Genomic DNA, 23,744 nt, shown 5'->3' on the forward strand with positions numbered 1-23,744 from the left:
CCTTTTTCCTTGCAAGCGATCGCCTGTGAGTTTGTGGGTACGTTTGCACCTAGATTACTATTTAATCATGAGCTAGTGCAACCCAGCAAAATTAATGGGACAGACCAGTAGTGGTTCATCGCGTTAATTCTGAGGGGTAAGTTTCTTCTTATTTTCTCTTCCTTTGCGTACTTCGCGTCTTCGCGGTTCGTTTTTTAGCAATCATATTTAATGCGTCATACCAGTAGTCTCGATGAAAAAATTTTCATCGCCATGTAGAAAAGAGAAGGAGGACAAATAACCAATGCCCCATGCCCCATGTCCAATTCCTAAATTGCAACTACCAATACACAAATAAGCACATCAAGAGCTTTAAAATAATTAGTAATGGAATTAGTTGAGTATTTAAACTCTAACTAATTCTCAACCGCTAATTATACAAAATAGCGGGAGAATCAGACAATCTAAATTACGAATTACGTAGACGCGAAGCGGCTTCCCGAAGGGTATTACGAATTACGAATTACGAATTAGATTCACATCCCTAAGCGGTTAATGCATAAATCCATCAGACTGAATTCCTCATCTTCATTACCGCCAGAATCAATAGAAATTGCCCCAAAATTACCCTTTTCTTTGACAGGTGCCGAGGTAATTTTAGGTGATATTCTTGAACCGGGACAATTAGCGATTCCATTAGCGCCTAATTCCCAAAATATGTTTGGCCCTCGTGGTGCTTGTTTATTATCAGAAACTGGGCCATTATGGGTATCGGATACAGGACATCATCGCTTATTAGGATGGCGCAATTTACCTACTCAAGATAATCAAAGTGCTGACTGGGTAATTGGACAACCAGATTTTAATCGTGAAGGACAAAATGCTAAAGGTACGCCAGGAAGAACAACTTTTAGCGTACCTACAGGAATTTGTGCTTGTGGTGCAGGATTAGCTGTTGCAGATGCTTGGAATCATCGCGTATTAATTTGGCATAAATTACCAGAAGATAGTCATGTTCCTGCCGATTTGGTATTAGGACAAGCTAATTTTACTGATAACGAACCAAATCGCGGTAGTCAAGTAGCCGCAGCTAATACAATGCATTGGCCTTATGGTATTTGCTATCATCAAGGACGACTATTTGTAGCCGATACGGGTAATCGGCGGCTGTTAATTTGGCAGCAATTACCAACAGAAAATGGACAACCAGCCGATTTAGTTTTGGGACAACCAGATATGGTATCCCGGAATGAAAATGGCGGCGGTTCTCCCACAGCTTCTAGTATGCGCTGGTGTCACGATATTACCTTTTGGGGTGACAATTTAGTTGTCGCTGATGCTGGTAATAACCGGGTGATGATTTGGCAAGGAATACCAACAGTAAATAATGCCCCTTGTGCAGTGGTATTGGGACAGAAAAACTTTGAATTTACCGAGTTAAATCGAGGCGTTTATTTTCCTTCTGCTGCTAGTTTAAGTATGCCTTATGGTGTAGATGTGGCTGGTGATTGGTTAATAGTTGCCGATACAGCTAATTCGCGCTTGCTAGGATGGAAGAAACCAGAGTCAATTTTATCACTGCAAGATGTGGCAGCAGATGCAGTTACCGGACAAACAAATTTTCAAAATAAAGGTGAAAATCGCGATTTTGGCTTGCCTACAAGAGACAGTTTAAATTGGTGTTACGGCATAAAAATTTGTGGCAAAACTGCGGTAATAGCTGATTCTGGAAACAACCGAATTTTGCTGTGGCGGTTTAATTATGGTGAGTGAAAAAATTAGAATTCGCGGTACAGTTCAGGGTGTGGGATTTCGCCCGACTGTGTACCGTATTGCTACAGCTTGCGGTTTGCGGGGCGATGTTTGTAATGATGGAGAAGGTGTATTAATTCGCGCGGTTGGAAGTGAAGCAGCTTTAGCAGAATTTATTCAAAGATTACAACAAGAATGTCCGCCTTTAGCGAGAATTCAGGAGATTATCAGAACCTCTTATGTAGGTGAATGGGAATTTGCTGATTTTGCGATCGCGCATAGCGTCAGTGGTACAGTAAAAACAGAAATTTCCCCCGACGCTGCTATCTGTCCCCAATGTCAACAGGAAATTTTTGACCCCTTTAGCCGCTTTTTCCGTTATCCCTTCACTAATTGTACCCATTGCGGCCCTAGATTAAGTATTATTCGCGCCATTCCCTATGACAGAAGCAATACAAGTATGTCTGCATTTGTCATGTGTCCCCAATGCGAGAAGGAATACTACGACATAGAAAATCACCGCTTTCACGCCCAACCTATAGCTTGCTATAATTGCGGGCCTCAAGCTTGGTTAGAACGTACTGATGGTAAATCAATTACCTCTTCTATGTTCTCTATGTTAGATGATGTAGATGCAGTTTGTACCTTATTACAAAAAGGCGAGATAGTTGCAATTAAAGGTTTAGGGGGAATTCATTTAGCTTGTGACGCAACTGTAGAGGCTGCTGTGCAAAAATTGCGTCAGCGTAAACAGCGATATCATAAACCTTTAGCTTTAATGGCAAGAGATATAGATATCATTGCCGAATATTGCATAATTAGCGCTAAAGAAAAAGAATTACTCACGAGTCCGGCTGCGCCTATTGTTTTGTTAAAGGTGAGGGAGAGGAGAGAAATTCCTCAAAACCAATCTTCAATCCAAAATCCAAAATCTAAAATCCAAAATTGCATTGCGCCTTCAGTTGCACCAGGGCAAAATAGCCTTGGTTTTATGTTACCTTATACGCCCTTACATCATTTAATTCTCAAGCGGATGAATCGCCCAATTGTGTTAACTAGCGGTAATTTATCCGATGAACCACAATGTATTGATAATGGCGAAGCTAGAGAAAGATTAGGAAAAATTGCTGATTATTTTCTCCTACATAATCGCGAGATTGTCAATCGCGTAGATGATTCAGTAGTGCGTGTTGTCGGCGATAAAGTGCAAACAATTCGCCGCGCTAGAGGTTATGCACCAGCACCAATTATATTACCTCCTGGATTTGAAAATATCCCGCCAATTTTAGCAATGGGTAGCGAGTTAAAAAATACCTTTTGCTTATTACGAGAAGGCGAGGCGATTCTTTCGCAACATTTAGGCGATTTAGAAAATGCTGCGGCTTTTAATACTTATCAAGATACTCTAAATTTATACTTAAATTTATTTCAACATCAACCCCAAGCTATCGCCATAGATAAGCATCCAGAATATCTTTCTAGCAAATTGGGTAAAGAATTAGCAACCGCCAACCAAATCAAAATTTATCCGATTCAACACCATCACGCCCATATCGCAGCTTGTATGGCGGAAAATGGGATTCCTCTGAATTCCCCGCCAGTTTTAGGTATTGCTTTAGACGGCTTAGGTTATGGCGAAGATGGTACATTTTGGGGCGGAGAATTTTTATTAGCAGATTATCGCCAATTTAAACGCCTAGCAAGATTTAAACCAGTGGCGATGATTGGGGGAGAACAAGCAATTTATCAGCCTTGGCGAAATACCTACGCCCACCTCATAGCCGCAGATAATTGGCAAAATTTAACACAAAAATATAGCGATTTAGAAATATTAAATTTTTTCAAGCAAAAGCCGCTAAAGTTACTCAATCAGCTTATAGAGCAAAATATCAACTCTCCCTTAGCATCCTCAGCCGGGAGATTGTTTGATGCAGTAGCGGCGGCGATTGGCATTTTTAGAGAAGATTGTAGCGATGAAGGACAAGCTGCGATCGCAATGGAAGCATTAGCCGAGAGTCATAACTTAAATAATCCTGAAGAAAAGCCAAACTATCCTTTTAATTTTACCTTTTTCGATAGTATTTATTGTATAGACCCTAGCCCCATGTGGCTTGCCTTGCTCACAGACTTACAGCAGCAAATATCTCCAGGGATAATTGCTGCCAAATTTCATAGAAGTTTAGCCACAGCAATTATCGAAATGGTTAAACATCTATCTCAAGAAAATCTTATTCATCAAGTAGTCCTGACAGGAGGCGTATTTCAAAATACTCTTTTATTGAAGCAAGTCGCCCAGGGATTACAAACATTAGGAATAGAAGTATTAACTCACAGTTTAGTTCCTCCCAACGATGGAGGTATATCTTTAGGACAAGCGGTCATTCTTGCCGCATATAATTTAACAGAAAACACGCTTATTTAATTATATATTTTGGATAGATTTTCTGCGCCTCTGTGGTTAGTCCCTCTCCAACAAGGAAAATACCAATGTGTTTAGGAATTCCCGGTCAAATTGTCGAAATCACAGACAATAATAACAAACTAGCGATAGTCAATGTAGGTGGTGTGAAGCGCCAAGTCAACATAGCTTGTATAGTGGACGAACAACATCCCCCAGAAGCTTGTATAGGTGATTGGGTATTAGTACATGTAGGCTTCGCTATGAATCGCATTAACGAACAAGAAGCCGCAGAAACATTAAAAATGTTAGAGGAAATAGCAACCTATATCTAATTGAGTCAGTCATAATTGCAACCAACCATTTTCCAGCAAGCAAATCTACCACAACCCTTACCAATAACAAATGACAATTGTACAGACAAGGGTTCATCGCGTCTCTAACAAATGACAAATGACAAATGACAACTATTTTTCCTTAACGTTTTCATAATCAAGCCTCCTCTGTAAAAACCCTTCCTCACACCATCACAATATGAAATACGTTGATGAATTCCGCGAACCGGAAAAAGCTGAAGGTTTACGCCGTGAAATTACCAAATTAAGCCAAAAGCTAGAAAAACCGATAAAAATCATGGAGGTATGCGGCGGGCATACCCATTCTATATTTAAGTATGGGATTGAAGAGATTTTACCAAATCGCATTGAATTAATACACGGGCCTGGTTGTCCGGTATGTGTCATGCCAAAGGGGAGAATAGATGATGCGATCGCTATCTGTGAACATGATAACGTCATCTTCACCACCTTTGGCGATGCCATGCGCGTTCCTGGTTCTCATACTAGCTTATTGCAAGCCAGAGCGACAGGGGCAGATATTCGCATGGTGTACTCGCCCCTAGATAGTTTGCAAATCGCCAAAGACAACCCCGACAAAGAAATAGTATTTTTTGGACTCGGTTTTGAAACCACAGCCCCCAGTACCGCCTTGACAATTCTTCAAGCTGCGGCGGAAAACATATCTAACTTTAGTATGTTTTGCAATCACGTTCTCGTGATTCCCGCCTTAAAAGCACTACTAGATAATCCTGACTTACAACTAGATGGATTTGTTGGGCCAGGTCATGTCAGCATGGTAATTGGTACTGACCCTTATCAATTTATTCCTCAACAATATCATAAGCCAATTGTTGTTTCTGGTTTTGAACCCTTAGACATACTCCAATCAATTTGGATGTTATTGCAACAAATATTAGAAAATCGTTGCGAAGTTGAGAATCAATATAATCGCATTGTTCAACCAGCCGGAAATCAAACTGCCCTAGCTGCTATCAATAAAGTTTTCATGGCGCGAGAAAAATTTGAGTGGCGCGGTTTAGGTGATATTCCTGAATCTGGGTTACAAATTCGCCCAGAATACGCTCAATTTGATGCTGAATTAAAATTTACCATTCCTAACATAAAAGTTGCCGATCATAAAGCTTGTAAATGTGGAGAAATTCTTAAGGGAGTATTAAAACCTTGGCAATGTAAAGTATTTGGTACAGCTTGCACTCCAGAAACACCAATCGGAACTTGTATGGTATCTTCTGAAGGTGCTTGCGCTGCCTATTATAAATATGGCAGACTCTCTACCATTGGCAAAAATACAATGCCAGAAAAACCAAAGCTAGCATTATCTCAAGAACCTCTGCCATCCTGTAGTACATCTTTGGTATAGCTAATCTCAACCACATATTTGAGGAGACATTTTATGCCATTTGTTACAGTTAAAATTGCCAGAGGACATTCAATTGAAAAAAAGCGGCGATTAGTAGAAGCCATTACTAACGCTTTAGTTGCAGCCCTAGATACCAAGCCCGAATGGATTACCATTCATATTGATGAATTTGAACGAGAAAGCTGGGCTGTAAATGGTGAGTTACTATGTGATAGGCATCGTGGCAGACACGATGAATCAGGTAGATAAATCAAGGGCACAACATTGTTGTGCCCTTATCAATCACAGATAAAAAATTGCGGGGAATCTCTATGCATACAACCTATAATCAGCGCCAAATTTGGTTACTTGTTTTAATAGCCATTAATATATTTGTTTCCATTGTGCATTACACCGATCATATTATTTTCTTTGACGAATATCCAGAAACATCTTTATTTACACCACAAATTACACATTCACTTTGGCTAGTTATGACACCCTTATGTATAGCAGGTTATTATCTATATATTAAAAGGGCATTTTTATCAGCATATTTCTGCCTTTATCTCTATATTATTATGAGCCAAATAACTTTAGGACAATACATTATTACCCCAATGTGGCATCTATCATTAAAAATGAACACCTTAATTTTATTAGAATCGGTTAGCGCCATTCCTTTGTTAATTTTTGTTGCCTGGTCGCAACTTTTTCTCAAAGAGTCAACAGTCAATAGTCAGTAGGGGCGGGTTGATTGAAAATCATCGTTGATCAGTGAGAATATTTGTGAACCCGCCCGTACAGTTGTTAACAGTCAACCGTCAACAGTCAACAGTCAACCGTCAATAGTCAATGGATTTATCACCAAATACATCCGAACAAAACCCCTTATTTCAAAAGCTAGAAAAAGTTCGCCGTCGCCAAGGTAAAGTACGAGATACTCATATTACTCTCGCACATGGTAGCGGTGGTAAAGCCATGCGCGATTTAATTGATGAGATATTTGTTAAAAGTTTTGATAATCCCATTCTTTCTCAATTAGAAGACCAAGCTAGTTTTAATTTAGCCCATCTCATGTCACAAGGAGATAGACTAGCTTTTACTACAGATTCCTATGTTGTAGATCCGCTATTTTTTCCTGGTAGCGATATTGGTGAATTAGCCGTTAACGGTACAGTAAATGATTTAGCCGTGAGTGGTGCTAAACCTTTATATCTTACCTGTAGTGTAATTTTAGAAGAAGGATTACCAACAGAAACCTTACGCCGAGTAGCTGCTAGTATGCAAGCTGCTGCGAGAAAAGCTGATATTCAAATTGTCACCGGTGACACCAAAGTTGTGCATCGGGGTGCGGCTGATAAATTATTTATTAACACTGCTGGGATTGGTGTTATACCTAAAGGAATTGAAATTTCTGCTCAAAAAGTTCAACCAGGAGATGTAGTAATTATTAATGGTGAATTGGGCAATCATGGGGCAGCCATTTTAATTGCTAGGGGTGAACTAGCTTTAGATACTGATATTGAAAGTGACTGTCAACCATTGCACAATTTAGTCGCCAATATCCTGAAAGTTTGTCCAGAAGTTCATGCAATGCGCGATGCTACCAGGGGTGGTTTAGCGACAGTGTTAAATGAATTTGCCCTCAGTTCTAATGTAGGAATTCGCCTGGATGAAAAATCTATACCTGTACGGGAAGAAGTGAAAGGAGTTTGTGAAATTTTAGGTTTAGATCCTTTATATTTAGCTAATGAAGGTAAGTTAGTAGTCGTAGTACCAAAAAAATCTGCCGAGGCTGTTTTATCAGCAATGAAATCTCACCCTGCTGGAAAAGATGCAGCAATTATTGCGGAAGTATCAGCTTCACCACCAGGGGTAGTTTTATTAAAAACTGTATTTAATGCTGAAAGAATTGTTGATATGTTAGTTGGCGATCAATTACCACGCATTTGTTAATGTTTAATATTTAATCAGGAGATAATTTCCAAAAAGATAAGCATGAAATGGAAATTACAGCAGTTTTCACCTATTTGAACCACATCTGTCGTAGTAGGGGCACGGCATCAGTAAGATTATTGTATGTACCAAAAGATTATCGGTGCCGTGCCCCTACAGCGTGGTCTATTTACAGGAAGATGCTGTAAAGAAATCTAAAAAGTTTTATTGAAATGAACCGCCAAGACGCCAAGGACGCAGAGAGAAGAAGAAATAGAATAAATCAATGCTTATCCTAACTGGATGAATTTAAAAACCTCATTCATTCTGCCCTCTGCCTCCTTCCCTCTGCCTTCTCATCAAAACTTATGCACGAACTAGGAATTACGCAAAATATTGTAGCGATTGTTCAAGAACATGCCAATGGCAAGAAAGTCAACCGAGTATTATTAGAAATTGGCAAGTTATCAGCTATTATGCCTGATGCTATTCGCTTTTGTTTTGATATTTGCGCTCAAGGTACAGTTTTAGCAGGGGCGAAATTAGAAATTTTAGAAATTCCTGGTTTGGCAGAATGTCGTCAATGTGGTGCAAAAATACCTTTAGAAAAACCTTTTGGCGTTTGTCAATGTGGTAGCGTGCAATTAGATTTAATCACCGGTGAAGAACTGAAAATTAAAGAAATTGAAATAGAGGAAGTATGTGTGTAACCTGCGGCTGTTCTGAAGATGGAGAAAGCAAAGTTACGAATTTAGCGACTGGTGAAGTTGAACAACAACATCATCATCACCATAATCACGAGCATACTCATACTCACACCTTACCGGATGGAACTGTAGTTACTCACACTCACAATCATAATACCCACGCAGAAGCATCAGAAATTCATGCAAAAATGCATGGTACAACTATATCCTTAGAACAAGAGATTTTAACAAAAAATAATTTACTTGCTGCCCAAAATCGCGGCTGGTTTAAAGGGCGAAATATCCTGGCTTTAAATTTAATGAGTTCTCCCGGTTCGGGGAAAACTACATTATTAACGCGCACCATTCACGATTTACAGCCAAAATTATCTATTAGTGTCATTGAAGGCGATCAAGAAACAACAAATGATGCCAAAAAAATTCAAGAGACAGGCTGTAAAGTTGTGCAAATTAACACGGGTACAGGCTGTCATTTAGATGCATCAATGATTGAAAGAGGTTTACAACAACTCAACCCGCCATTAAATTCAGTGGTGATGATTGAGAATGTGGGTAACTTAGTTTGTCCCGCTTTATTTGATTTGGGAGAACAGGCGAAAGTTGTAATTCTTTCTGTAACGGAAGGAGAAGATAAGCCTATCAAATATCCTCACATGTTTCGTGCTAGTCAGGTGATGATTCTCACGAAAATTGATTTGCTACCTTACGTGCAATTTAACGTGCAAAAATGCATAGAATATGCACGCCAAGTTAATCCAGAAATTGAAATTTTTCAAGTTTCATCGACTACAGGCGCAGGCTTAGATATTTGGTATGCTTGGCTATCGCAAAAGGTTGGAGGTTTGCAAGCTCTTGTGACTTAAAGTCAAATTTTCTTGATACTGAACTATCCCACAAAAGTGCGATCGCTTTCTCCTCATCAACAAAATCTGCCAAGTATATAATGACACATGACGCTAACCTACTTAAATAGCTCTTTCTTCACCCATTTTTAAAACCTATCAACTTGTGAGTTTTGACTAGCAACAGCATGTTCTTGAAAGTCGCTTTCCTTGTTGGTAAAATAGTAGTAACTATGGCTTTCATTTTGAGGCATAACTGCATTAATAACTTGCCCCAAAACGTTCTGTCCGGATTTTTCTAAAATCTCCGCAGCCACCGCAGCATTGACAGAATCAACTACGCCTGGACGAACTACTAATAAAACACCATCAGCCATTTGTCCTAAAGTCGCTGCATCGGCTGCAACGTTTAAAGATGGCGCGTCAATAATCACAAAATCATAGCTAGAACCAAAATTTTGGATTAAAGAAGCCATGCGTTTTGAGTCTAACAATGAGGCTGGGGAAGGAGGTACAACACCAGCAGTCAAAACATCTAAATTAGCCATGACTTTTTTGACGGCATGATTAATTTCTGACTGTCCGACAATTAAATTACTTAGTCCTTGGCTATTGGTTAATTCCCAAATTTGATGTTGTATTGGTTGGTGTAAATCGGCATCTACTAATAATACTTGACGCTCCATTTGCGCCATTGCTAAAGCTAAATTAGCGGGAGCATCCCAATTTTGACGCAATACCCTAGAAGGGTATTGCTATACCAACAAAGCCTGCCTTCGCAGGCTATCAAACTTTTAGCCTGCGAAGGCAGGCTTCGTATTTGTAGCCCCACCCTTATAGGGTGAGGGCGTTTTTGCACATTTGGGATGCTCCCAAATTAGCAGCGATTGTTGACTTACCTTCTCCGGGTACGGAACTGGTAATCACAATAACTTTTAATTCCTTATCAGCGCTCATGAATTTTAAGTTAGCTCTGAGCATTCGGAAGGCTTCGCTAATTGGCGATCGCGGGATATCTCTGACTACTAGACTAGATACAGGAAATTCTAATGATTCTTCGCCGCGAATGTACTTTTTAGATTTATTAAATGTGGGAATTACACCCAATACAGTCAAGCCTAATAAGTCTTTGGCTTCATCAAATGTCTTAATAGTCTTATCGCGAACTTCTAAAATATACATAGTTGCTAAAGCCAGAAAAACACCAATTAAACCGCCACTCAGGTAATAAATTAAAACCGAAGAAACAGGCGATCGCGGTACAATTGCTTCGGATATTTTGCTAGCATTACCTACTGTTTGATTTTCGGCTATGCGGCTTTCTTGTAATTTTTGCAGCAACAATGCATAAGTAGATTGGGAGGCGCGGACTTTTCCTTCTAACTGGCGTTCTTGTTGTTCTAAGCGAGGAATTTTAGTGAGTCTTTGTTTATAGTTATTTTCATAATTAAATGCAGAAGCTAATTCACTAACTAAACCTTGCCGAGTAGATTCTAATTCTACTAGCTTGGTAGTTAATTGTTGTTTCATTTGCCCTAGTTGTAAATTGCCATTTCCTGTTACTGGCGAACTTCCAGAAACCTGTTTTACTCGCCCTTTTAGTAACTGCTTACTTCGGCTGTGGCTGTAAAAGTATAGGTTGTAGTAATTACTTCATCGCCAACACCCACACCTAAAGCTTCCAGCGCTAAGTGCAATCCTGATGTTGCCGAATTCACCGCGATCGCTTCGACATTATTACCAATAAATTCCGCAAAATCTTGTTCAAAACGTTTAGTTTTCGGCCCGGTAGTTAGCCAACCAGACTTTAAAGAATCTAAAACTTCGGCAATTTCTTCTTCACCAATAGTGGGTAAAGCAAAAGGAAGGAATTCTGTCATAAATAAGGATGTTAAATTTGTTAATGGGGCATGGGGCATAAAAAGTCAAAAGTCAAAAGTCAAAAATATTTCTGAATGCGTGAATGCGTGAATGCGTGAATTGATTTTGTCCTCCTTGTCCCCCTTGTCTCCCTTGTCCCCCTGCTCCCTGCTCCCTGCCCCCTTGCCTCTTCAACTGTTGCCATTTAAATATTTTTCAACGTTGGTATATCCATCTGCATCTGCATCTTGGGAACCATCCAAGGGATTATCGGGGTTAAAACCATGTTTGAGTTCCCATTCATCTGGCATCCCATCGCGATCGCGATCGCTACATGCACTACCCTTTGCTATCTGGGGATAACCACCCACAACAATGGGGAGGTTATATGCAAAACCAGCTTGAGAGAATTTCTCTTGTAGTAGGGGTTCAGAACCAATCGCACTCACCTGGAAGTCTGTTTTGAGCAAATCCATTAACTCTATTCGCGCATCTACATCGGGGCCGCCCAAAATAGCGACTTTTGGTAATGAATTCATCTTGTTTACTCCTTGAAGCTTGATTTTGTGTGATTTAGCTTCTTCTCCCATTCCAAAGCTGTCTCTACAATTTCATCCAGGCGATCGTATTGCGGCTTCCATCCCAACAGTTTACGAATCTCATCTGATGCAGCTACCACACAAGCTGGATCTCCCAAGCGTCTTGGTGCTTCAATTACCGGGAAATCCACTCCCGAAAATTCCTTCACCTTGGCTATGACTTGGCGCACGCTGTAACCATGTCCATAACCGCAATTCAGTACCCGACTCTTACCCCCTGTTTGTAAATACCGCAATGCATCTATGTGCGCCGTTGCTAAATCTTCTACATGGATATAATCGCGAATGCCCGTGCCATCAGCTGTGGGAAAATCGGTACCAAAGATACTCAACGAGGGTCGTTTACCTAAAGCTGCTTCACAAGCTACTTTAATTAAATGTGTTGCATTGGGAGTAAATTGACCAATCCGCATTGCTGGATCGGCACCAGCTACATTGAAATAGCGTAAAATTATATATTGTAATTCTGAAGCTAATCCATAATCTTGAATCATCCACTCACTCATTAATTTCGAGCGTCCATAGGGATTAATGGGGATAGTGGGAAATGATTCTGATACTGGACTTTCTTCCGGACTGCCATATACAGCTGCGGTACTAGAAAATACTAATTTTTTGACTCCAAAAGTTTGGCAACAACGCAATAAATTTAAAGTATTGCGAGTATTATTTGCATAATAATCTAAGGGCTGGGCGACAGATTCAGCAACCACTGTACTAGCAGCAAAATGTAAAACTGCTGCAAATTTATTTTTAGCAAAAGTGCGGTACAAACTCTCAATATCTGCTAAATCTCCGACTACCAATTTTCCCGACAGCACCGCAATAGCAACACCTGTAGAGCAGTTATCATAAACTACTACGTCATACCCTGCTTCTCCTAGCTGGCGCACTACATGGGAACCGATATAACCCGCTCCCCCAGTGACGAGAATTTGATGTGTCATAGATTTTCACCCCGATTAATTAAATGCAACCTAATAATCTAAATAGTCATTTGTCAGAGACGCGATTAATCGCGTCTGTACAATTGTCATTTGTCATTTGTTTTTCCCCCTTCTCCTCCTCGTCCTCCTAGCCTCTAGCCCCTAGCCCCTAGTCCCTTGTTCTAGTAGTCCCCTCGCTAACAGCAGTGATGAATTATTTTGATTATCTTGCAATGTGTGAATTTTGCGATCGCAATCTACTATTACTACATTATTTTTAACATTAGAAAATTTGACTATTTCCTCAAAAGTAGATACAGCAAATTTAATAAACCGCTCTACTTGCGGATAGGAAATATTGGGAATGCGTTTATGTCCCCTAGCTAAAGTTCTCTCAATTAATATAGCTTCTTGCTGCTGAAGATAAATCGCCACATCTGGCACAGGAATTAATTTAGCAAAGGTTGCTAAATCTTGGTGATTAGGTGCCACAGAAACATGAACAAAGAGGTAATGGGCTATATGTAATGTCCCTTCATCTAAGAAGATAATTTCTTGTGGAGAACTGAGATTTTGGATGATTTCATAAACTCCCAGGTTTCTCAGCACATTCCTGGCGATCGCGATTTTTTGTACTAGCTTTATTTTACCAGGTAAAGCGATCATAATTTTGCTAGCAAATAGATATATTTTAAAGTTATTGTAAAGCTTAAGGCAACAAGCCAATAATGCTAGCAAGTCTACAATAAATCTTTGCCAGAAATAGCTTTTAATCCAATTTAGTCGAAATTTTTGCAAGACAAATTCATCGCCTGTAACAGCTGCAACGCCCTGTTGTTGACAAATTTGTAGTAAATGCTTAATTCAGGTGGATTTCCCTGCGCTTGTACAGCCAATTAATTCAATTTGCATGATATTTTGTCATTGGTCATTTGTCATTGGTCATTTGTCGATAGTTATTGAGAATTTATGCGGTGTTTTCTCTGTTTGATGAGCTTGCTGATAATTGTGGCGATAAACTGCTTCATATTTTTTATGCATGGCGGTTAAGCTGAACCTTTCTTCTACTAATTGTTTACATTTTTGACCAATTTCTGCTCTTTGAGAGGCGGACATTTGATGAAATCGCATTATTTCTTCAGCAAATCCTACTACATCGTCAGGATGAATTAAAGGAATAAAATCGACTCCATCAGCAATTTCTCGGTGTGGTGGGATATCCGATAAAATTACGGGACAGCCACAACTAATTGCTTCTAAAACTGCTACGGGAAGTCCTTCTAACCAAGAGGTAGAGACAAATAAATCGGCATTTGCTAAATGCTGATATACCGCTTCTCGTGCAATTAATCCAGTCATTTTGATGCGATTTTCTAACTGACGATTTGTCATTTCGGCGATGAAGGTAGATTTCATCGCGCCGTCACCTATTAGTAGTAGGTGAATAGTGCGATCGCTAATTTTTTCAAAGATACTCAAAAGACATAGCGGATTTTTGACTTTGATTAATCTCCCAATAGATATAACCATAAAATCTTGATGTAAATCATCATTTTTGGGCGTAATTTAACGATTTACTAAAACGCGATTAATTCTGGATAAATCCACCCCATTTTGCACAATCTGTAACTTTTTACTACCTAACTTTTGGAGAAATTTTGGCAAGCTAGTAAAAGAAGCATAACTACAAGGTACCAGCTTGCTAAAAGTAGCAAATATGGCAATAATCAACAGACGATTTCTGGGTTTTAAATTGGGGTAAGAAGTGTGAATTGTATAGACAGTTGCGTCAATCAACTGGTGATATTTACCAAAAATAATCATCCCTAACAGCAATAATATGCCAGTCGGTACTGCATGGGCATGAATCGCATCATATTTTTGGTGATTAAGAGCTTTTTTGAGGGCGCGAAAGAAGCCAATCAAAGTATTATCGCCTTCAAAATTAGTAATTTCTGAGGGGATTTTTTTCGCTGATTTATAGTAAGTACAAATAGCGATATTGCGTTTATCCATCATCGGTAGAGAATGATCATTAAATTGACTATTGGTGTCAGTTACCGAAATAATAATATGCAATATATTCAGGGGTTTATTGTTCTGATTCATAATCTAAATTTTTTACCTAAGCACCAAGTAGCCATTTAAAACGTTCGTAATTTTTTCTCATCAAAGGCGTGAGTTTCAGCCGAAAAACTGATGGTGTAGTTTGTTGATAAATACCAACTCGTCTCAGGGTGTAAGGATTTAAAGGAATTCGCGAACGTTTAGGTGTAACAACAGCACCGCGATAACCAGCTTGTTCAACTAGTTGAATCACTTCTGGATTCAGTTTTCCGCGCGGGTAGCAAAAAGATACAACTTCTCGTCTCAATTTCGCCTCTAAATCCTGACGCGAACGAGTGATTTCTTCGATACATTGCTCCCGCGATAAACTCGGTAATTCCGGATGGGTACAGGTGTGGGAACCAAATTCAATCCCATAATCTAGCATTTCTTGTACTTGTTCCCATGTCAGCAATTTATACAAACTTTGTTCATGATTATGAGAAATTTTCGGAACATCCCAGTAAAACATTCCCAAGTTAAAGTGGAAGCGCCTATCGTCCAAATTATCAGTAAAGTTAGCCAAAACATTGAGTGAACTTTTGGTTGACGCGATGCTAAATAACAAACCAACAAAAAGATAGCTAAAAATAGCAATAAGCCAATTGCACCTACTTCTACTAACACAGAAATAAAAGAATTATGGGCTACTTTACCTAAACTATTAGTTGTGCGAATTGCACCTAAGCCTACACCTAAAAATGGATGTTTTAAGAAAGAAGCCAAGCCTTCTCGCCAGATAATTAATCTACCATTAAGGTCACCTGATGTGATTTCACTACCAGTACTTTGTAAACGCGAAAATAGTGTTTCTGGTACAAAAAAAGGTAAACTAAATACGACTCCAGAAAAATAATTGATGCCAGCATTTTCTAATGCTTGGCATAACTGGGCGACAAGTTTTAAAGTTGCTGATTGTTCTTGTCTGTATGTAATTTCCAACATTGAATTGATTGTCCCTGATAATTTTACCAAAAAATTATTAAATGAATACTGAATATTGCTATTTAAATGAATACTGAATATTGCTATTTATCTCTAATATTCAGTATTCATTACATCTGTGACTATGGGAATTATTCTGCCTAAATTTTACCCAAACATTCTTTTAATTTCTCTGCTACTACTTGTACGTTTGGCTCTTGGAAGATATCAGTATGAACGCCAGGAATTTCATGGATTTCTAAGCCCCCATTGATTAATTTACCCCAGCCTAAATCGGGTTCGTAATCATAGGTTAAAGAAATACGATCGACTGGCTTAAAAATAAATGCTTTCCCTTGATAAGGTTTGAGGACATAATCTTTATATTTTACTTGTGCTTTATTTACTGCTTGTTTGTTGTTGCGAGCAATCATTTTTTTGACCAAGCTTTTCTTGGCTCTTTGGATTACTTCCCCAGTCCCAATTTTAAGGATATTCAAAAGTTTATTTTGCCAAGATAGGGGTTTTGCGCCTTCTTCAATAGTCGGATCGAATAGCGCTAGCATAGCGACTTTTTCGCCTTGGGCTGTTAATTGTTGCGCCATCTCGAAGGCGATGATGCTTTCAATACATAAGCCCATGAGATAATAAGGGCCTTGGGGCTGGATGATGCGCATTTCTTGGATGTAATGGGCGGCTAAATCTTCCATTTTTTCGGGGAGAGTTGGCATATTTTCGCCATTTTCCACTGCTAGACCATAGCGCAACGCATAAATCGGTTGTTCTGTTCCCAGATAATTAGCTAAGGCATGATAGCGCGTACTGTGGATACCAAATAAAGGCGATCGCGATCCTTTTGGTTGCACTGGTACAATAGAATACCAGGGTGATGACTGTCCTTTTTGGCGTAAGGTTGTGGCTAACTGCTCAATAGTTGGTGTGGGGAACATCGCCGCTAATGGCAGTTTTTGTTGGCAGACTTTTTCGATTTGTGCCATCAAGCGCACTGCTAGTAATGAATGTCCTCCTAACTCGAAGAAGTTTTCTGTGACTCCTACTGGCTGTGGCGGGTTAATTACTTGTCTGGGAACACCATTTTCGGCAATAAAGTTGGTACGTACTGCTTCATGATGTACGGCGATCGCATCTAGGGCTTGTTGCAGTACTGGTATATTTAATTCCCCTTGCAAACGGACTGCATACGGTAAGTTGTAAACTGAGGTATGCGGTTCTAGTTGCTCTAATAACCACAGTGGCTCTTGCGCAAAGGATAATGGGGCGAAATTGTGGTTCTTAACCGTTGACCAAATCGTCGTTTCTGTCGGCCCGTACATATTCCACAGCGCCGCAGTTCTTGCGAGGAGTTGATTCGCCAAGCTGCGGGGTATAGCTTCCCCACCACAGAGAATTTTTAAGTCTGGTTTACCTTCCCAACCTGCGGTTAACAGCATTCGCCAAGTTGCAGGGGTAGCTTGCATAATCGTTGCTTGTGATTGTGCGTTCGTCGCAGACGTTGGCGTAGCCATCGCCTGCATTAACTCGATGGGATCTGCTGCGGTTTGTCGGCTAACTATCACCACTTTTGCCCCCACGGTGATGGGTAGAAATAGCTCAAGAACAGCAATATCAAAGGAAATGGTGGTCACAGCCAGTAACACATCTTTGGCGGTAATTCCTGGCTGATGCTGCATCGATGTTAAAAAATTGACCACCGCTTGCTGAATGATTTGTACCCCTTTAGGTTTACCTGTGGAACCAGAAGTATAGATGGTGTAAGCTAAATTCTCTGGTTGACTGGAGACAGCTAAATTACTGGGTGATTCTTGGTTGATGATTTGCCAATCCCTATCTAAACAAACCACTTGAGCAGATGTTTCTGGTAATCCTGCTTGCAAGTGGCTTTGAGTGACAATGACTGGTGCTTGGGAATCTTCCAGCATCAAGGCGATTCGCTCTTGGGGATAGGCGGGATCTAGGGGTACATAAGCGCCACCTGCTTTGAGTATGCCTAATAATCCGACTACCATTTCTAGGGAGCGTTCAACATAAATTCCCACTAGGGTATCTGGTTGCACTCCCAGGGTTTTTAAATGATGCGCTAGTTGATTGGCTTTGTTGTTGAGTTGTTGGTAGGTTAACTGCTGGTTTTCAAAGACTATTGCTATGTCGTCTGGTGTTTTGCTTACCTGTGCCTCAAATAACTGATGAATACATTTATTGAAAGCGGCGGGAAACTCCATCCCCTTGTGGGTGGAGAGGGACAGCCGCCCCGCCGCTTGGGGCATTGGGCATTGGTGATTTCTTCCCCATGCCCAAAAACTCCATCCCCTTGTGGGTGGAGTTTTTTATCTTCAGGATATTCACTGAAGCTATTATTTCCTTGCGCTAGTAACTGCTGTGTTTCTTCAACTGTGAGCAAAGGTAATTGAGAAATTGGTTGTTTGAAATTAGCGATCGCACCTGCAAGTAATGTTTGGTAATGTCCCATCATCCGGGTAATGGTGGCGTCATCAAATAAATCTGTGCTGTAGTTCCACGTACCACTAATTACCCCGTCTTTTTCGGACATTGACAAAGTTAAGTCAAATATTGCTGTATGTGCTGTGCTTTCTTCTGTAGCATTTTCCAGCCTAAACAATACTTGAAATAAGGGATGATAACTAAGCGATCGCTCTGGGTATAATTCTGCTAATAACTTCTCTAAGGGTAAATCTTGATGTTTATGTGCATCTGAGACGACAGAGTTTACCCTTGTCAATAATTCTTGAAAACTGGGATTTCCTGATAAATTAGTGCGGAGCGCTACTTGATTTTTTTCCCCAATAGCCGAGCCAATAATAATATCTTCTTGTTTACTATAACGATAAAGTAAAGTCACAAATGCTGCCAACAAGCGTGTGTATAATGTTACTTCATCTTGATGACAAAGCTTGACCAACCCATCACTCAAGCTTGATGGCAAAATAAACGACTGATTTTTACTTTGGTAAGTCTGCACTGCTAGACGGGGGCGATCTGTGGGTAATTCTAATAAAGGGTTTGCGCCTGCTAGTTGCTGTTTCCAGTAGTTGAGTTGCCGATCTAGTAATTCTTGAATGATACTTAGGGATTCAGTAATATTCATGACTGTATTTGGTTGCTAAGTAATATTTTGAGTTAGGTAATGCAGGAAATGAATTTTTCAATTGCTCAGGCTTGACTGATGAGATATCAATAACATTTATGATGATGAACATCATTGAAAAAACTAGACGAAAATTCTGTTTATTGGGCAGAGTAAAAATGAATTTGTATGCCCTCTTTGTACAAGCGATCGCAGCTTAGAAACTAACTATTGACTGTTGACTGTTGACTGTTGACTGTTGACTGTTGACTATTGACTGTTGACTGTTGACTATTGACTGTTGACTGTTGACTGTTGATTGTTGACTGTTGACTGTTGACTGTTGACTATTGACTGTTGACTGTTGACTTTCGCACAGCTTACTAGTACTTTGTCTCATTCATGATGTGGAGTAAGCTGATTTATTTTTCTTCCTTCCCTTACTTCGCGTCTACCTGCGGGTTTTGCTTTGTAGTACGCGGTTAGTTTTTACTCCTCATAATTAATGCGATGAACTACTATTTGTCTATCGCATTAATTATGAGGAGGTTGAGAAAAATATCAAGCAGTTATGACAACAAACATCTGACATTAGGAATCGGTTTTTTATGGTGTTTGCTTGGAATTGATTTCTATAAATTTTAGACTTTGGATATAAAAGCACAATCCGATTAGTATGTCTGCTAATAACATACTCGGCTCCTGTTTTTGCCGTTGTTGATTGCGCTTTATCGCCACTTCTACATGTACGCTCAAGGGGACGATGATATTTGCGGGGGGTGGCCTAACATGAAAATTGTTTGTTTTATATATTCTATACTTGCATATAAGTATAAATATTGGAGCGATATTTTTACCAAAGTTTATATTTGCTGAAATTGCTATTTTTTGGGAGAAATGAAAATAGTCTGATTCAGGAGAAGTAAAAACTCAAAATATAGGCGATCGCTTGCTGCTTAAATTTCTCTGACTGCACGGGATTAGCGATAAGTAATAACTATCCCCAGATTTTTCACCTATTTAGTTAATTGAATAATTCAAAAAATTACGTCTTCTTCACAGCCAGCAATTTTCATAATTTAATTGCTTTTCTTACTTTAGATAGAAGAAATCTTACCTGAGATAGTTGCAAATATTTCGGACTCATCCACATTCATTTGTGAATTGTGAATTTAGTTGTTCCTGAAATATTACAACAGGTCGTAAATAAAGCTACAATTTCCCACATTCACAAGCCTTAATATATTAACCCATTGACAAATGACTAATGACAAATGACTAATGACTAATGACTAGTCAACCCTGAACAGCGATCGCTTTTTGCAGAGTACGGATATCAACAGTATTTGTCATGAGATGATTAAATAATTGCATGTCATGACTACAATCCACTAAAACTTGTTCTCAGTGTGGGCATATTCTAGAAAAAATTGATCTGTCGGTCAGACAGTGGCGTTGTCCTTCCTGCCAGTCAGTTAACGGAAGAGACGAAAACGCCGCACGTAATATTCAACAGTTCGGCTTCGCTCACTGTTGACCCTGAGCGGAGCCGAAGGGTCAAGTGGTTGGGGCATCAACCATCGCCTAACCCGATGTCAGTCGGGCTGTGCCTGCAATTGCTGTTTGACCCCAGAATCCCCACCCTTCAAGGGTGGGGAGTATGTCAATTTTTAATTATTGATTGGCGATAAACTCTACATAGAGTAAAGGCGCACCGAGTTGGTCGCCCTCAAAGGCTTCCGCCACTCGATGACCAGTGCCGCTAATAATTGTCGCCAGCGCATTACCGCTACTCCAGCCAGGACGACTGACAATTTCTTGAATCACCGCAGCCAAATTCGGAGTCCGTTGGTCAGTACCTGCTGCACCCTCAACATTCCAGGTGGGTACAGAATTCCAAACAGCATTAGCATCTGTGAGGGTACGGGAAGAAATATCACCTCTAGTCGTGGTGAATGTGCCAGCATTATCCGCATCTTGTCCGTGAATTATCAGGTTAGTTGCTTCTGAAGTTCTTTCATCAACCTTAAATTGAATATAAGCATTAGTGATTGTTGCTGCTTGAGGAATATTCACACCAACAAAACGTAAACCTACCAGTTGATCTGTGCTGCCATCACGAATTAATTCTAAATCCGTACTGGTCAAACTCATGCTTCCAGAAGAACTTTGTTCAGCATCATCGCTACCAGCTGCAACTCTAACTTGGATAGCTGTTGGCGCTGTTGAGAATCGATAACCAAAGTCCTGGCCGAGGTTGTTTTCACCTGCGGTTAGGGTAACTAGGGATCTGTTATTGTTACCACCATCAGGATCGGCAGTGAGGATAGTGCCATTGGGTAGAGTATTGGTATCAACTTGTACAGTATAACTGCCCGCCTGGAGATTATTAAATAAGTAGCTACCATTGGCACCTGTTAACTGAGTAGCAATCACATTGTTACCTGATAGTAGGTTAACTCTCACACCCGTAATTCCGCTTTCACCATTATCCTGGGTGCCGTTGCTATTAACATCATTCCAAATGCGATCGCCAATTGAACCAACTAAGGGAAGTCGATAACCAAAATCCTGGGTGAGGTTGTTCTGACCTGCTACTAGGGTGACTAGGGATCTGTTATCGTTACCACCATTAGGATCGGCAGTTAAGGTAGCTCCACTGGGTAGAGTAGTAGTATCTACCTGTACAGTGTAACTGCCCGCTTGGAGATTGTTAAATAAGTAGCTACCATTAGCACCTGTTAACTGAGTAGCAATCACACTATTACCAGAGAGTAGGTTAACTCTCACACCCGTAATTCCGCTTTCACCATTATCTTGGGTGCCGTTGCTATTAGCGTCACTCCAAATGCGATCGCCAATTGAACCCAGTGGTGCTGGTGGTTGATTAATATATTCAATATGCAACAGTGGCGCGCCTGCTGCATCGCCCTCAAATGACTCCGCTACCTGTTTACCAGTGCCAGTAATAATTGTGGCTATGGAATTACCACTTGTCCAACCAGGTCGATTGATAATTTCTTGAATAATTGCAGCAATATTACTAGTACGTTGGTCAGTACCCGCTGCGCCTACGGTACTCCAGTTAGCCGGATTCCAGGCTACAGAGGCTGCGGTTCTGCTGCGGCTAGAAATATTGTTACTAGCTGTGCTAAATGTCACAGCATTATCAACTGCTTCGCCGTGAATTATCAGGTTAGTTGCAGTAGTTGAAGTTTCATCAGCTTTAAACTGGATATAAGCATTAGTAATCGTCACCCCTTTAGGAATATTAATCGTGTTGAAGCGTAACCCAACGGTTTGAGTACTACCATCAGTCACCAACTCTAAATCCGAACTGCCTAAATCAACGCTGGTTCCTCTTTGTTCAGCATCATCGCTACCAGCAGTAATCCGACTTTGTAGGGTGATGATATTCGGCCCAATATTGGCGCTGGCCTGGTCATCTTCGGTGGCGTTGTTGTTGTTCGGTGTAGAGTCGGGGTCAGTCACAGATGAGGCTGTTACCTGGGCGGTATTAGTAATGATAGTAGTTGGTGTGGTGTTGACTCTAGCGACTAGATTCAGTGTCAAGCTGCTACCACTGTTGACGGTACCCACAGTCCAAACACCAGTGCTGCTGTTGTAACTCCCCTGGCTAGCAGTAGCAGATACAAAAGTTAATCCTGTTGGTAATTGGTCTGTAACTGTGACGTTGTTGGTGCTTTGCGGGCCTCTGTTATTTAATCTCAGAGTAAAGGTAACATTTTCACCGCCAGTGGGGGTGGCATTACTAACTGTTTGCGTCAGTTCTAAATCTGCGCCTGTAGGTGGTGGCGGTGCTGTGGGCAGGACAAATTCGTAAATTTTTCCATCATTTTCATTAGGGTCGCTGTCATTATCAACGCCGCGATCGACAACATATATACTTAAGCTATTGGGGTTATTACTAGTAGGAGCAATTGTTAAACCAGCCGTCTTGACAGGATTTGCTGCAGAAATATCCAGACTGTTGAGTACCTGTCCAGAAAGACTGACTTCTAGGATTTGATCTTTGGGTTCTCCCATCAGGTAGATAGAACTAGTAAACGGGTTGTAATCTATGCCTTCCGGATCGATAGAAAAACCAGCTGTACTAAATCTGTTAATAAAGGTTCCGTCTGTAGTTACCTGATAAACGAATGCGTTGAGGCCATCAAGGATTAATAGGGTTTGTTGTTCAACTCCGTTGACAATAGCCTTGGGGCCCCATGCAACTCCTTCGGGGTCAGCACTACCAAAAGAGCTATTACGAAAAGATAAGGTGGAAATGACGGTTCGGACATCATCGCTATCACCATAAACTCCATTTACTGGATTGATGGAATATACTCTTCTTTGATCGTCATCTGAAATCAGCAAATATCCATTTAATGGGTCATTTGGGTTACTAGGATTAAAATAAATATCTGCACCAACTGGCTCATTAGAGAAGGATGTTGTACTCCATCTGCGATCCCAAACGGTTTGCGTACTATTGATACCCAGTTCAAAGACGTTAGCTCCCTGAAAGAGGTTCGATATTTCTTCAACTTCGCCATCAAAAATCACTAGCCGATTGGTATATGGGTTGTAAGCGATACCTGATGGATCGGGACTACTGGGCGAAAATTTTGAGGTATTAATGATGCGAACCAAAGACAATTTTAAATTAGCCATAATTTTTTACTTTAATTTTTAAAAATTTTGCTTTGCAAACTTCTAACTGTAACTAGCCGAAATACCTACTAGCTTAAAAATAGGTATTAATGTAATGGGTTGATTTTTTTAAAAACTATACAAATCGCGAGCAATTTTGATTGTCATTCTTGGGGGAGATCGCTCAGTAGTTAATAATTTGATAATGAGGAATAAAGAATAGAACATTGATTTTTAAGTTGAAATTTTGATGAGG

The 23,744-nt window shown here is 40.2% G+C and carries 21 protein-coding genes and 3 pseudogenes; 10 read left to right on the top strand and 14 right to left on the bottom strand.

The features are described 5' to 3' along the window. Positions 1 to 534 precede the first annotated feature (534 nt). From H6G08_RS28890 to hypB, 9 genes are all read left to right on the top strand, one after another. Positions 535 to 1,752 carry an NHL repeat-containing protein gene (locus H6G08_RS28890; RefSeq protein WP_242046315.1) on the top strand — a complete coding sequence of 406 codons (1,218 nt, stop codon included), beginning with the start codon at positions 535 to 537 and terminating at the stop codon, positions 1,750 to 1,752. Continuing rightward, positions 1,742 to 4,153 carry a carbamoyltransferase HypF gene (gene hypF / locus H6G08_RS28895; protein WP_190549380.1) on the top strand — a complete coding sequence of 804 codons (2,412 nt, stop codon included), beginning with the start codon at positions 1,742 to 1,744 and terminating at the stop codon, positions 4,151 to 4,153. Before H6G08_RS28890 ends, hypF begins: the two co-directional genes overlap by 11 nt. Before the next feature lie 65 nt (positions 4,154 to 4,218). Further along, entirely contained in the window at positions 4,219 to 4,464 is a 246-nt protein-coding gene (locus tag H6G08_RS28900) for a HypC/HybG/HupF family hydrogenase formation chaperone (protein WP_190549382.1), read from the top strand. A gap of 199 nt (positions 4,465 to 4,663) precedes the next feature. Continuing rightward, the gene (gene hypD, locus H6G08_RS28905; protein ID WP_190549384.1) at positions 4,664 to 5,848 is read left to right on the top strand and encodes a hydrogenase formation protein HypD; all 1,185 of its coding nucleotides are present in this window, start codon (positions 4,664 to 4,666) and stop codon (positions 5,846 to 5,848) included. A 33-nt stretch (positions 5,849 to 5,881) separates the two neighbouring features. Then, positions 5,882 to 6,097, top strand: coding sequence for a tautomerase family protein (locus tag H6G08_RS28910; RefSeq protein WP_096594867.1), 216 nt, complete (start codon positions 5,882 to 5,884; stop codon positions 6,095 to 6,097). Between the two features lie 62 nt (positions 6,098 to 6,159). Next, positions 6,160 to 6,573: a hypothetical protein gene (locus H6G08_RS28915; RefSeq protein WP_190549385.1), complete on the top strand. Its 414-nt coding sequence runs from the start codon at positions 6,160 to 6,162 to the stop codon at positions 6,571 to 6,573. 109 nt (positions 6,574 to 6,682) lie between these two features. After that, the gene (gene hypE, locus H6G08_RS28920; protein WP_190549387.1) at positions 6,683 to 7,786 is read left to right on the top strand and encodes a hydrogenase expression/formation protein HypE; all 1,104 of its coding nucleotides are present in this window, start codon (positions 6,683 to 6,685) and stop codon (positions 7,784 to 7,786) included. Between the two features lie 347 nt (positions 7,787 to 8,133). Beyond that, positions 8,134 to 8,475, top strand: a complete 342-nt coding sequence (gene hypA, locus H6G08_RS28925; RefSeq protein ID WP_190549389.1) for a hydrogenase maturation nickel metallochaperone HypA — start codon at positions 8,134 to 8,136, stop codon at positions 8,473 to 8,475. Continuing rightward, a complete protein-coding gene (hypB, locus tag H6G08_RS28930; protein ID WP_190549391.1) occupies positions 8,466 to 9,335 on the top strand; it encodes a hydrogenase nickel incorporation protein HypB in 870 nt (289 codons plus the stop codon). The genes hypA and hypB overlap by 10 nt, the downstream gene beginning before the upstream one ends. Before the next feature lie 128 nt (positions 9,336 to 9,463). Here hypB and H6G08_RS28935 read toward each other — a convergent pair. The 13 genes and pseudogenes from H6G08_RS28935 to H6G08_RS28995 all read right to left on the bottom strand — a co-directional run. Further along, positions 9,464 to 10,024, bottom strand: a pseudogene (locus tag H6G08_RS28935) (tyrosine-protein kinase family protein); the annotation flags it as partial. A 124-nt stretch (positions 10,025 to 10,148) separates the two neighbouring features. Further along, a complete protein-coding gene (locus H6G08_RS28940) occupies positions 10,149 to 10,844 on the bottom strand; it encodes a GNVR domain-containing protein (protein WP_190549393.1) in 696 nt (231 codons plus the stop codon). A gap of 68 nt (positions 10,845 to 10,912) precedes the next feature. Next, positions 10,913 to 11,233, bottom strand: a complete 321-nt coding sequence (locus H6G08_RS28945; RefSeq protein ID WP_277877865.1) for a DegT/DnrJ/EryC1/StrS family aminotransferase — start codon at positions 11,231 to 11,233, stop codon at positions 10,913 to 10,915. A 132-nt stretch (positions 11,234 to 11,365) separates the two neighbouring features. Further along, the gene (locus H6G08_RS28950; RefSeq protein WP_190549395.1) at positions 11,366 to 11,713 is read right to left on the bottom strand and encodes a hypothetical protein; all 348 of its coding nucleotides are present in this window, start codon (positions 11,711 to 11,713) and stop codon (positions 11,366 to 11,368) included. A gap of 5 nt (positions 11,714 to 11,718) precedes the next feature. Next, complete coding sequence (galE, locus tag H6G08_RS28955; RefSeq protein ID WP_190549396.1) at positions 11,719 to 12,720, bottom strand: UDP-glucose 4-epimerase GalE; 1,002 nt, start codon at positions 12,718 to 12,720, stop codon at positions 11,719 to 11,721. Positions 12,721 to 12,861: 141 nt separating this feature from the next. Beyond that, positions 12,862 to 13,365 (bottom strand): hypothetical protein, encoded by a 504-nt coding sequence (locus H6G08_RS28960; protein ID WP_190549398.1) that lies wholly within the window; start codon positions 13,363 to 13,365, stop codon positions 12,862 to 12,864. A 276-nt stretch (positions 13,366 to 13,641) separates the two neighbouring features. Next, positions 13,642 to 14,229, bottom strand: a complete 588-nt coding sequence (locus tag H6G08_RS28965) for a glycosyltransferase family 4 protein (RefSeq protein WP_190549400.1) — start codon at positions 14,227 to 14,229, stop codon at positions 13,642 to 13,644. 36 nt (positions 14,230 to 14,265) lie between these two features. Beyond that, positions 14,266 to 14,808: a glycosyltransferase family 4 protein gene (locus tag H6G08_RS28970; protein WP_190549402.1), complete on the bottom strand. Its 543-nt coding sequence runs from the start codon at positions 14,806 to 14,808 to the stop codon at positions 14,266 to 14,268. A 16-nt stretch (positions 14,809 to 14,824) separates the two neighbouring features. Further along, positions 14,825 to 15,229, bottom strand: coding sequence for a polysaccharide deacetylase family protein (locus H6G08_RS28975; RefSeq protein ID WP_190549404.1), 405 nt, complete (start codon positions 15,227 to 15,229; stop codon positions 14,825 to 14,827). Continuing rightward, a complete protein-coding gene (locus H6G08_RS28980; RefSeq protein ID WP_190549406.1) occupies positions 15,214 to 15,750 on the bottom strand; it encodes an O-antigen ligase family protein in 537 nt (178 codons plus the stop codon). The genes H6G08_RS28975 and H6G08_RS28980 overlap by 16 nt, the downstream gene beginning before the upstream one ends. A gap of 140 nt (positions 15,751 to 15,890) precedes the next feature. Continuing rightward, positions 15,891 to 17,945 (bottom strand): annotated as a pseudogene (locus H6G08_RS28985) (AMP-binding protein); the annotation flags it as partial. Continuing rightward, the gene (locus H6G08_RS28990; RefSeq protein WP_190549410.1) at positions 17,912 to 18,853 is read right to left on the bottom strand and encodes a condensation domain-containing protein; all 942 of its coding nucleotides are present in this window, start codon (positions 18,851 to 18,853) and stop codon (positions 17,912 to 17,914) included. The pseudogene H6G08_RS28985 and the gene H6G08_RS28990, both read right to left, overlap by 34 nt. 196 nt (positions 18,854 to 19,049) lie before the next feature. Next, positions 19,050 to 19,232 carry a hypothetical protein gene (locus H6G08_RS28995; RefSeq protein ID WP_190549412.1) on the bottom strand — a complete coding sequence of 61 codons (183 nt, stop codon included), beginning with the start codon at positions 19,230 to 19,232 and terminating at the stop codon, positions 19,050 to 19,052. Positions 19,233 to 20,219: 987 nt separating this feature from the next. Here H6G08_RS28995 and H6G08_RS29000 point away from each other — a divergent pair. Then, positions 20,220 to 20,369, top strand: a pseudogene (locus H6G08_RS29000) (zinc ribbon domain-containing protein); the annotation flags it as partial. Positions 20,370 to 20,506: 137 nt separating this feature from the next. On the opposite strand, the gene H6G08_RS29005 reads toward H6G08_RS29000, so the two are convergent. Next, complete coding sequence (locus tag H6G08_RS29005) at positions 20,507 to 23,509, bottom strand: SdrD B-like domain-containing protein (protein WP_190549414.1); 3,003 nt, start codon at positions 23,507 to 23,509, stop codon at positions 20,507 to 20,509. Between the last annotated feature and the right edge of the window lie 235 nt (positions 23,510 to 23,744).

It is taken from the genome of Calothrix anomala FACHB-343, from assembly GCF_014696435.1.
Classification (GTDB): Bacteria; Cyanobacteriota; Cyanobacteriia; order Cyanobacteriales; family Nostocaceae; genus Aulosira; species Aulosira anomala_A.

Coding starts and splice junctions, on each gene's coding strand:
- H6G08_RS28890 (WP_242046315.1), top strand. CDS start 535: ATGCATAAATCCATCAGACTGAATTCCTCATCTTCATTACCGCCAGAA.
- hypF (WP_190549380.1), top strand. CDS start 1,742: ATGGTGAGTGAAAAAATTAGAATTCGCGGTACAGTTCAGGGTGTGGGA.
- H6G08_RS28900 (WP_190549382.1), top strand. CDS start 4,219: ATGTGTTTAGGAATTCCCGGTCAAATTGTCGAAATCACAGACAATAAT.
- hypD (WP_190549384.1), top strand. CDS start 4,664: ATGAAATACGTTGATGAATTCCGCGAACCGGAAAAAGCTGAAGGTTTA.
- H6G08_RS28910 (WP_096594867.1), top strand. CDS start 5,882: ATGCCATTTGTTACAGTTAAAATTGCCAGAGGACATTCAATTGAAAAA.
- H6G08_RS28915 (WP_190549385.1), top strand. CDS start 6,160: ATGCATACAACCTATAATCAGCGCCAAATTTGGTTACTTGTTTTAATA.
- hypE (WP_190549387.1), top strand. CDS start 6,683: ATGGATTTATCACCAAATACATCCGAACAAAACCCCTTATTTCAAAAG.
- hypA (WP_190549389.1), top strand. CDS start 8,134: ATGCACGAACTAGGAATTACGCAAAATATTGTAGCGATTGTTCAAGAA.
- hypB (WP_190549391.1), top strand. CDS start 8,466: ATGTGTGTAACCTGCGGCTGTTCTGAAGATGGAGAAAGCAAAGTTACG.
- H6G08_RS28940 (WP_190549393.1), bottom strand. CDS start 10,844: ATGAAACAACAATTAACTACCAAGCTAGTAGAATTAGAATCTACTCGG.
- H6G08_RS28945 (WP_277877865.1), bottom strand. CDS start 11,233: ATGCCCCATGCCCCATTAACAAATTTAACATCCTTATTTATGACAGAA.
- H6G08_RS28950 (WP_190549395.1), bottom strand. CDS start 11,713: ATGAATTCATTACCAAAAGTCGCTATTTTGGGCGGCCCCGATGTAGAT.
- galE (WP_190549396.1), bottom strand. CDS start 12,720: ATGACACATCAAATTCTCGTCACTGGGGGAGCGGGTTATATCGGTTCC.
- H6G08_RS28960 (WP_190549398.1), bottom strand. CDS start 13,365: ATGATCGCTTTACCTGGTAAAATAAAGCTAGTACAAAAAATCGCGATC.
- H6G08_RS28965 (WP_190549400.1), bottom strand. CDS start 14,229: ATGGTTATATCTATTGGGAGATTAATCAAAGTCAAAAATCCGCTATGT.
- H6G08_RS28970 (WP_190549402.1), bottom strand. CDS start 14,808: ATGAATCAGAACAATAAACCCCTGAATATATTGCATATTATTATTTCG.
- H6G08_RS28980 (WP_190549406.1), bottom strand. CDS start 15,750: ATGTTGGAAATTACATACAGACAAGAACAATCAGCAACTTTAAAACTT.
- H6G08_RS28990 (WP_190549410.1), bottom strand. CDS start 18,853: ATGAATATTACTGAATCCCTAAGTATCATTCAAGAATTACTAGATCGG.
- H6G08_RS28995 (WP_190549412.1), bottom strand. CDS start 19,232: ATGAGACAAAGTACTAGTAAGCTGTGCGAAAGTCAACAGTCAACAGTC.
- H6G08_RS29005 (WP_190549414.1), bottom strand. CDS start 23,509: ATGGCTAATTTAAAATTGTCTTTGGTTCGCATCATTAATACCTCAAAA.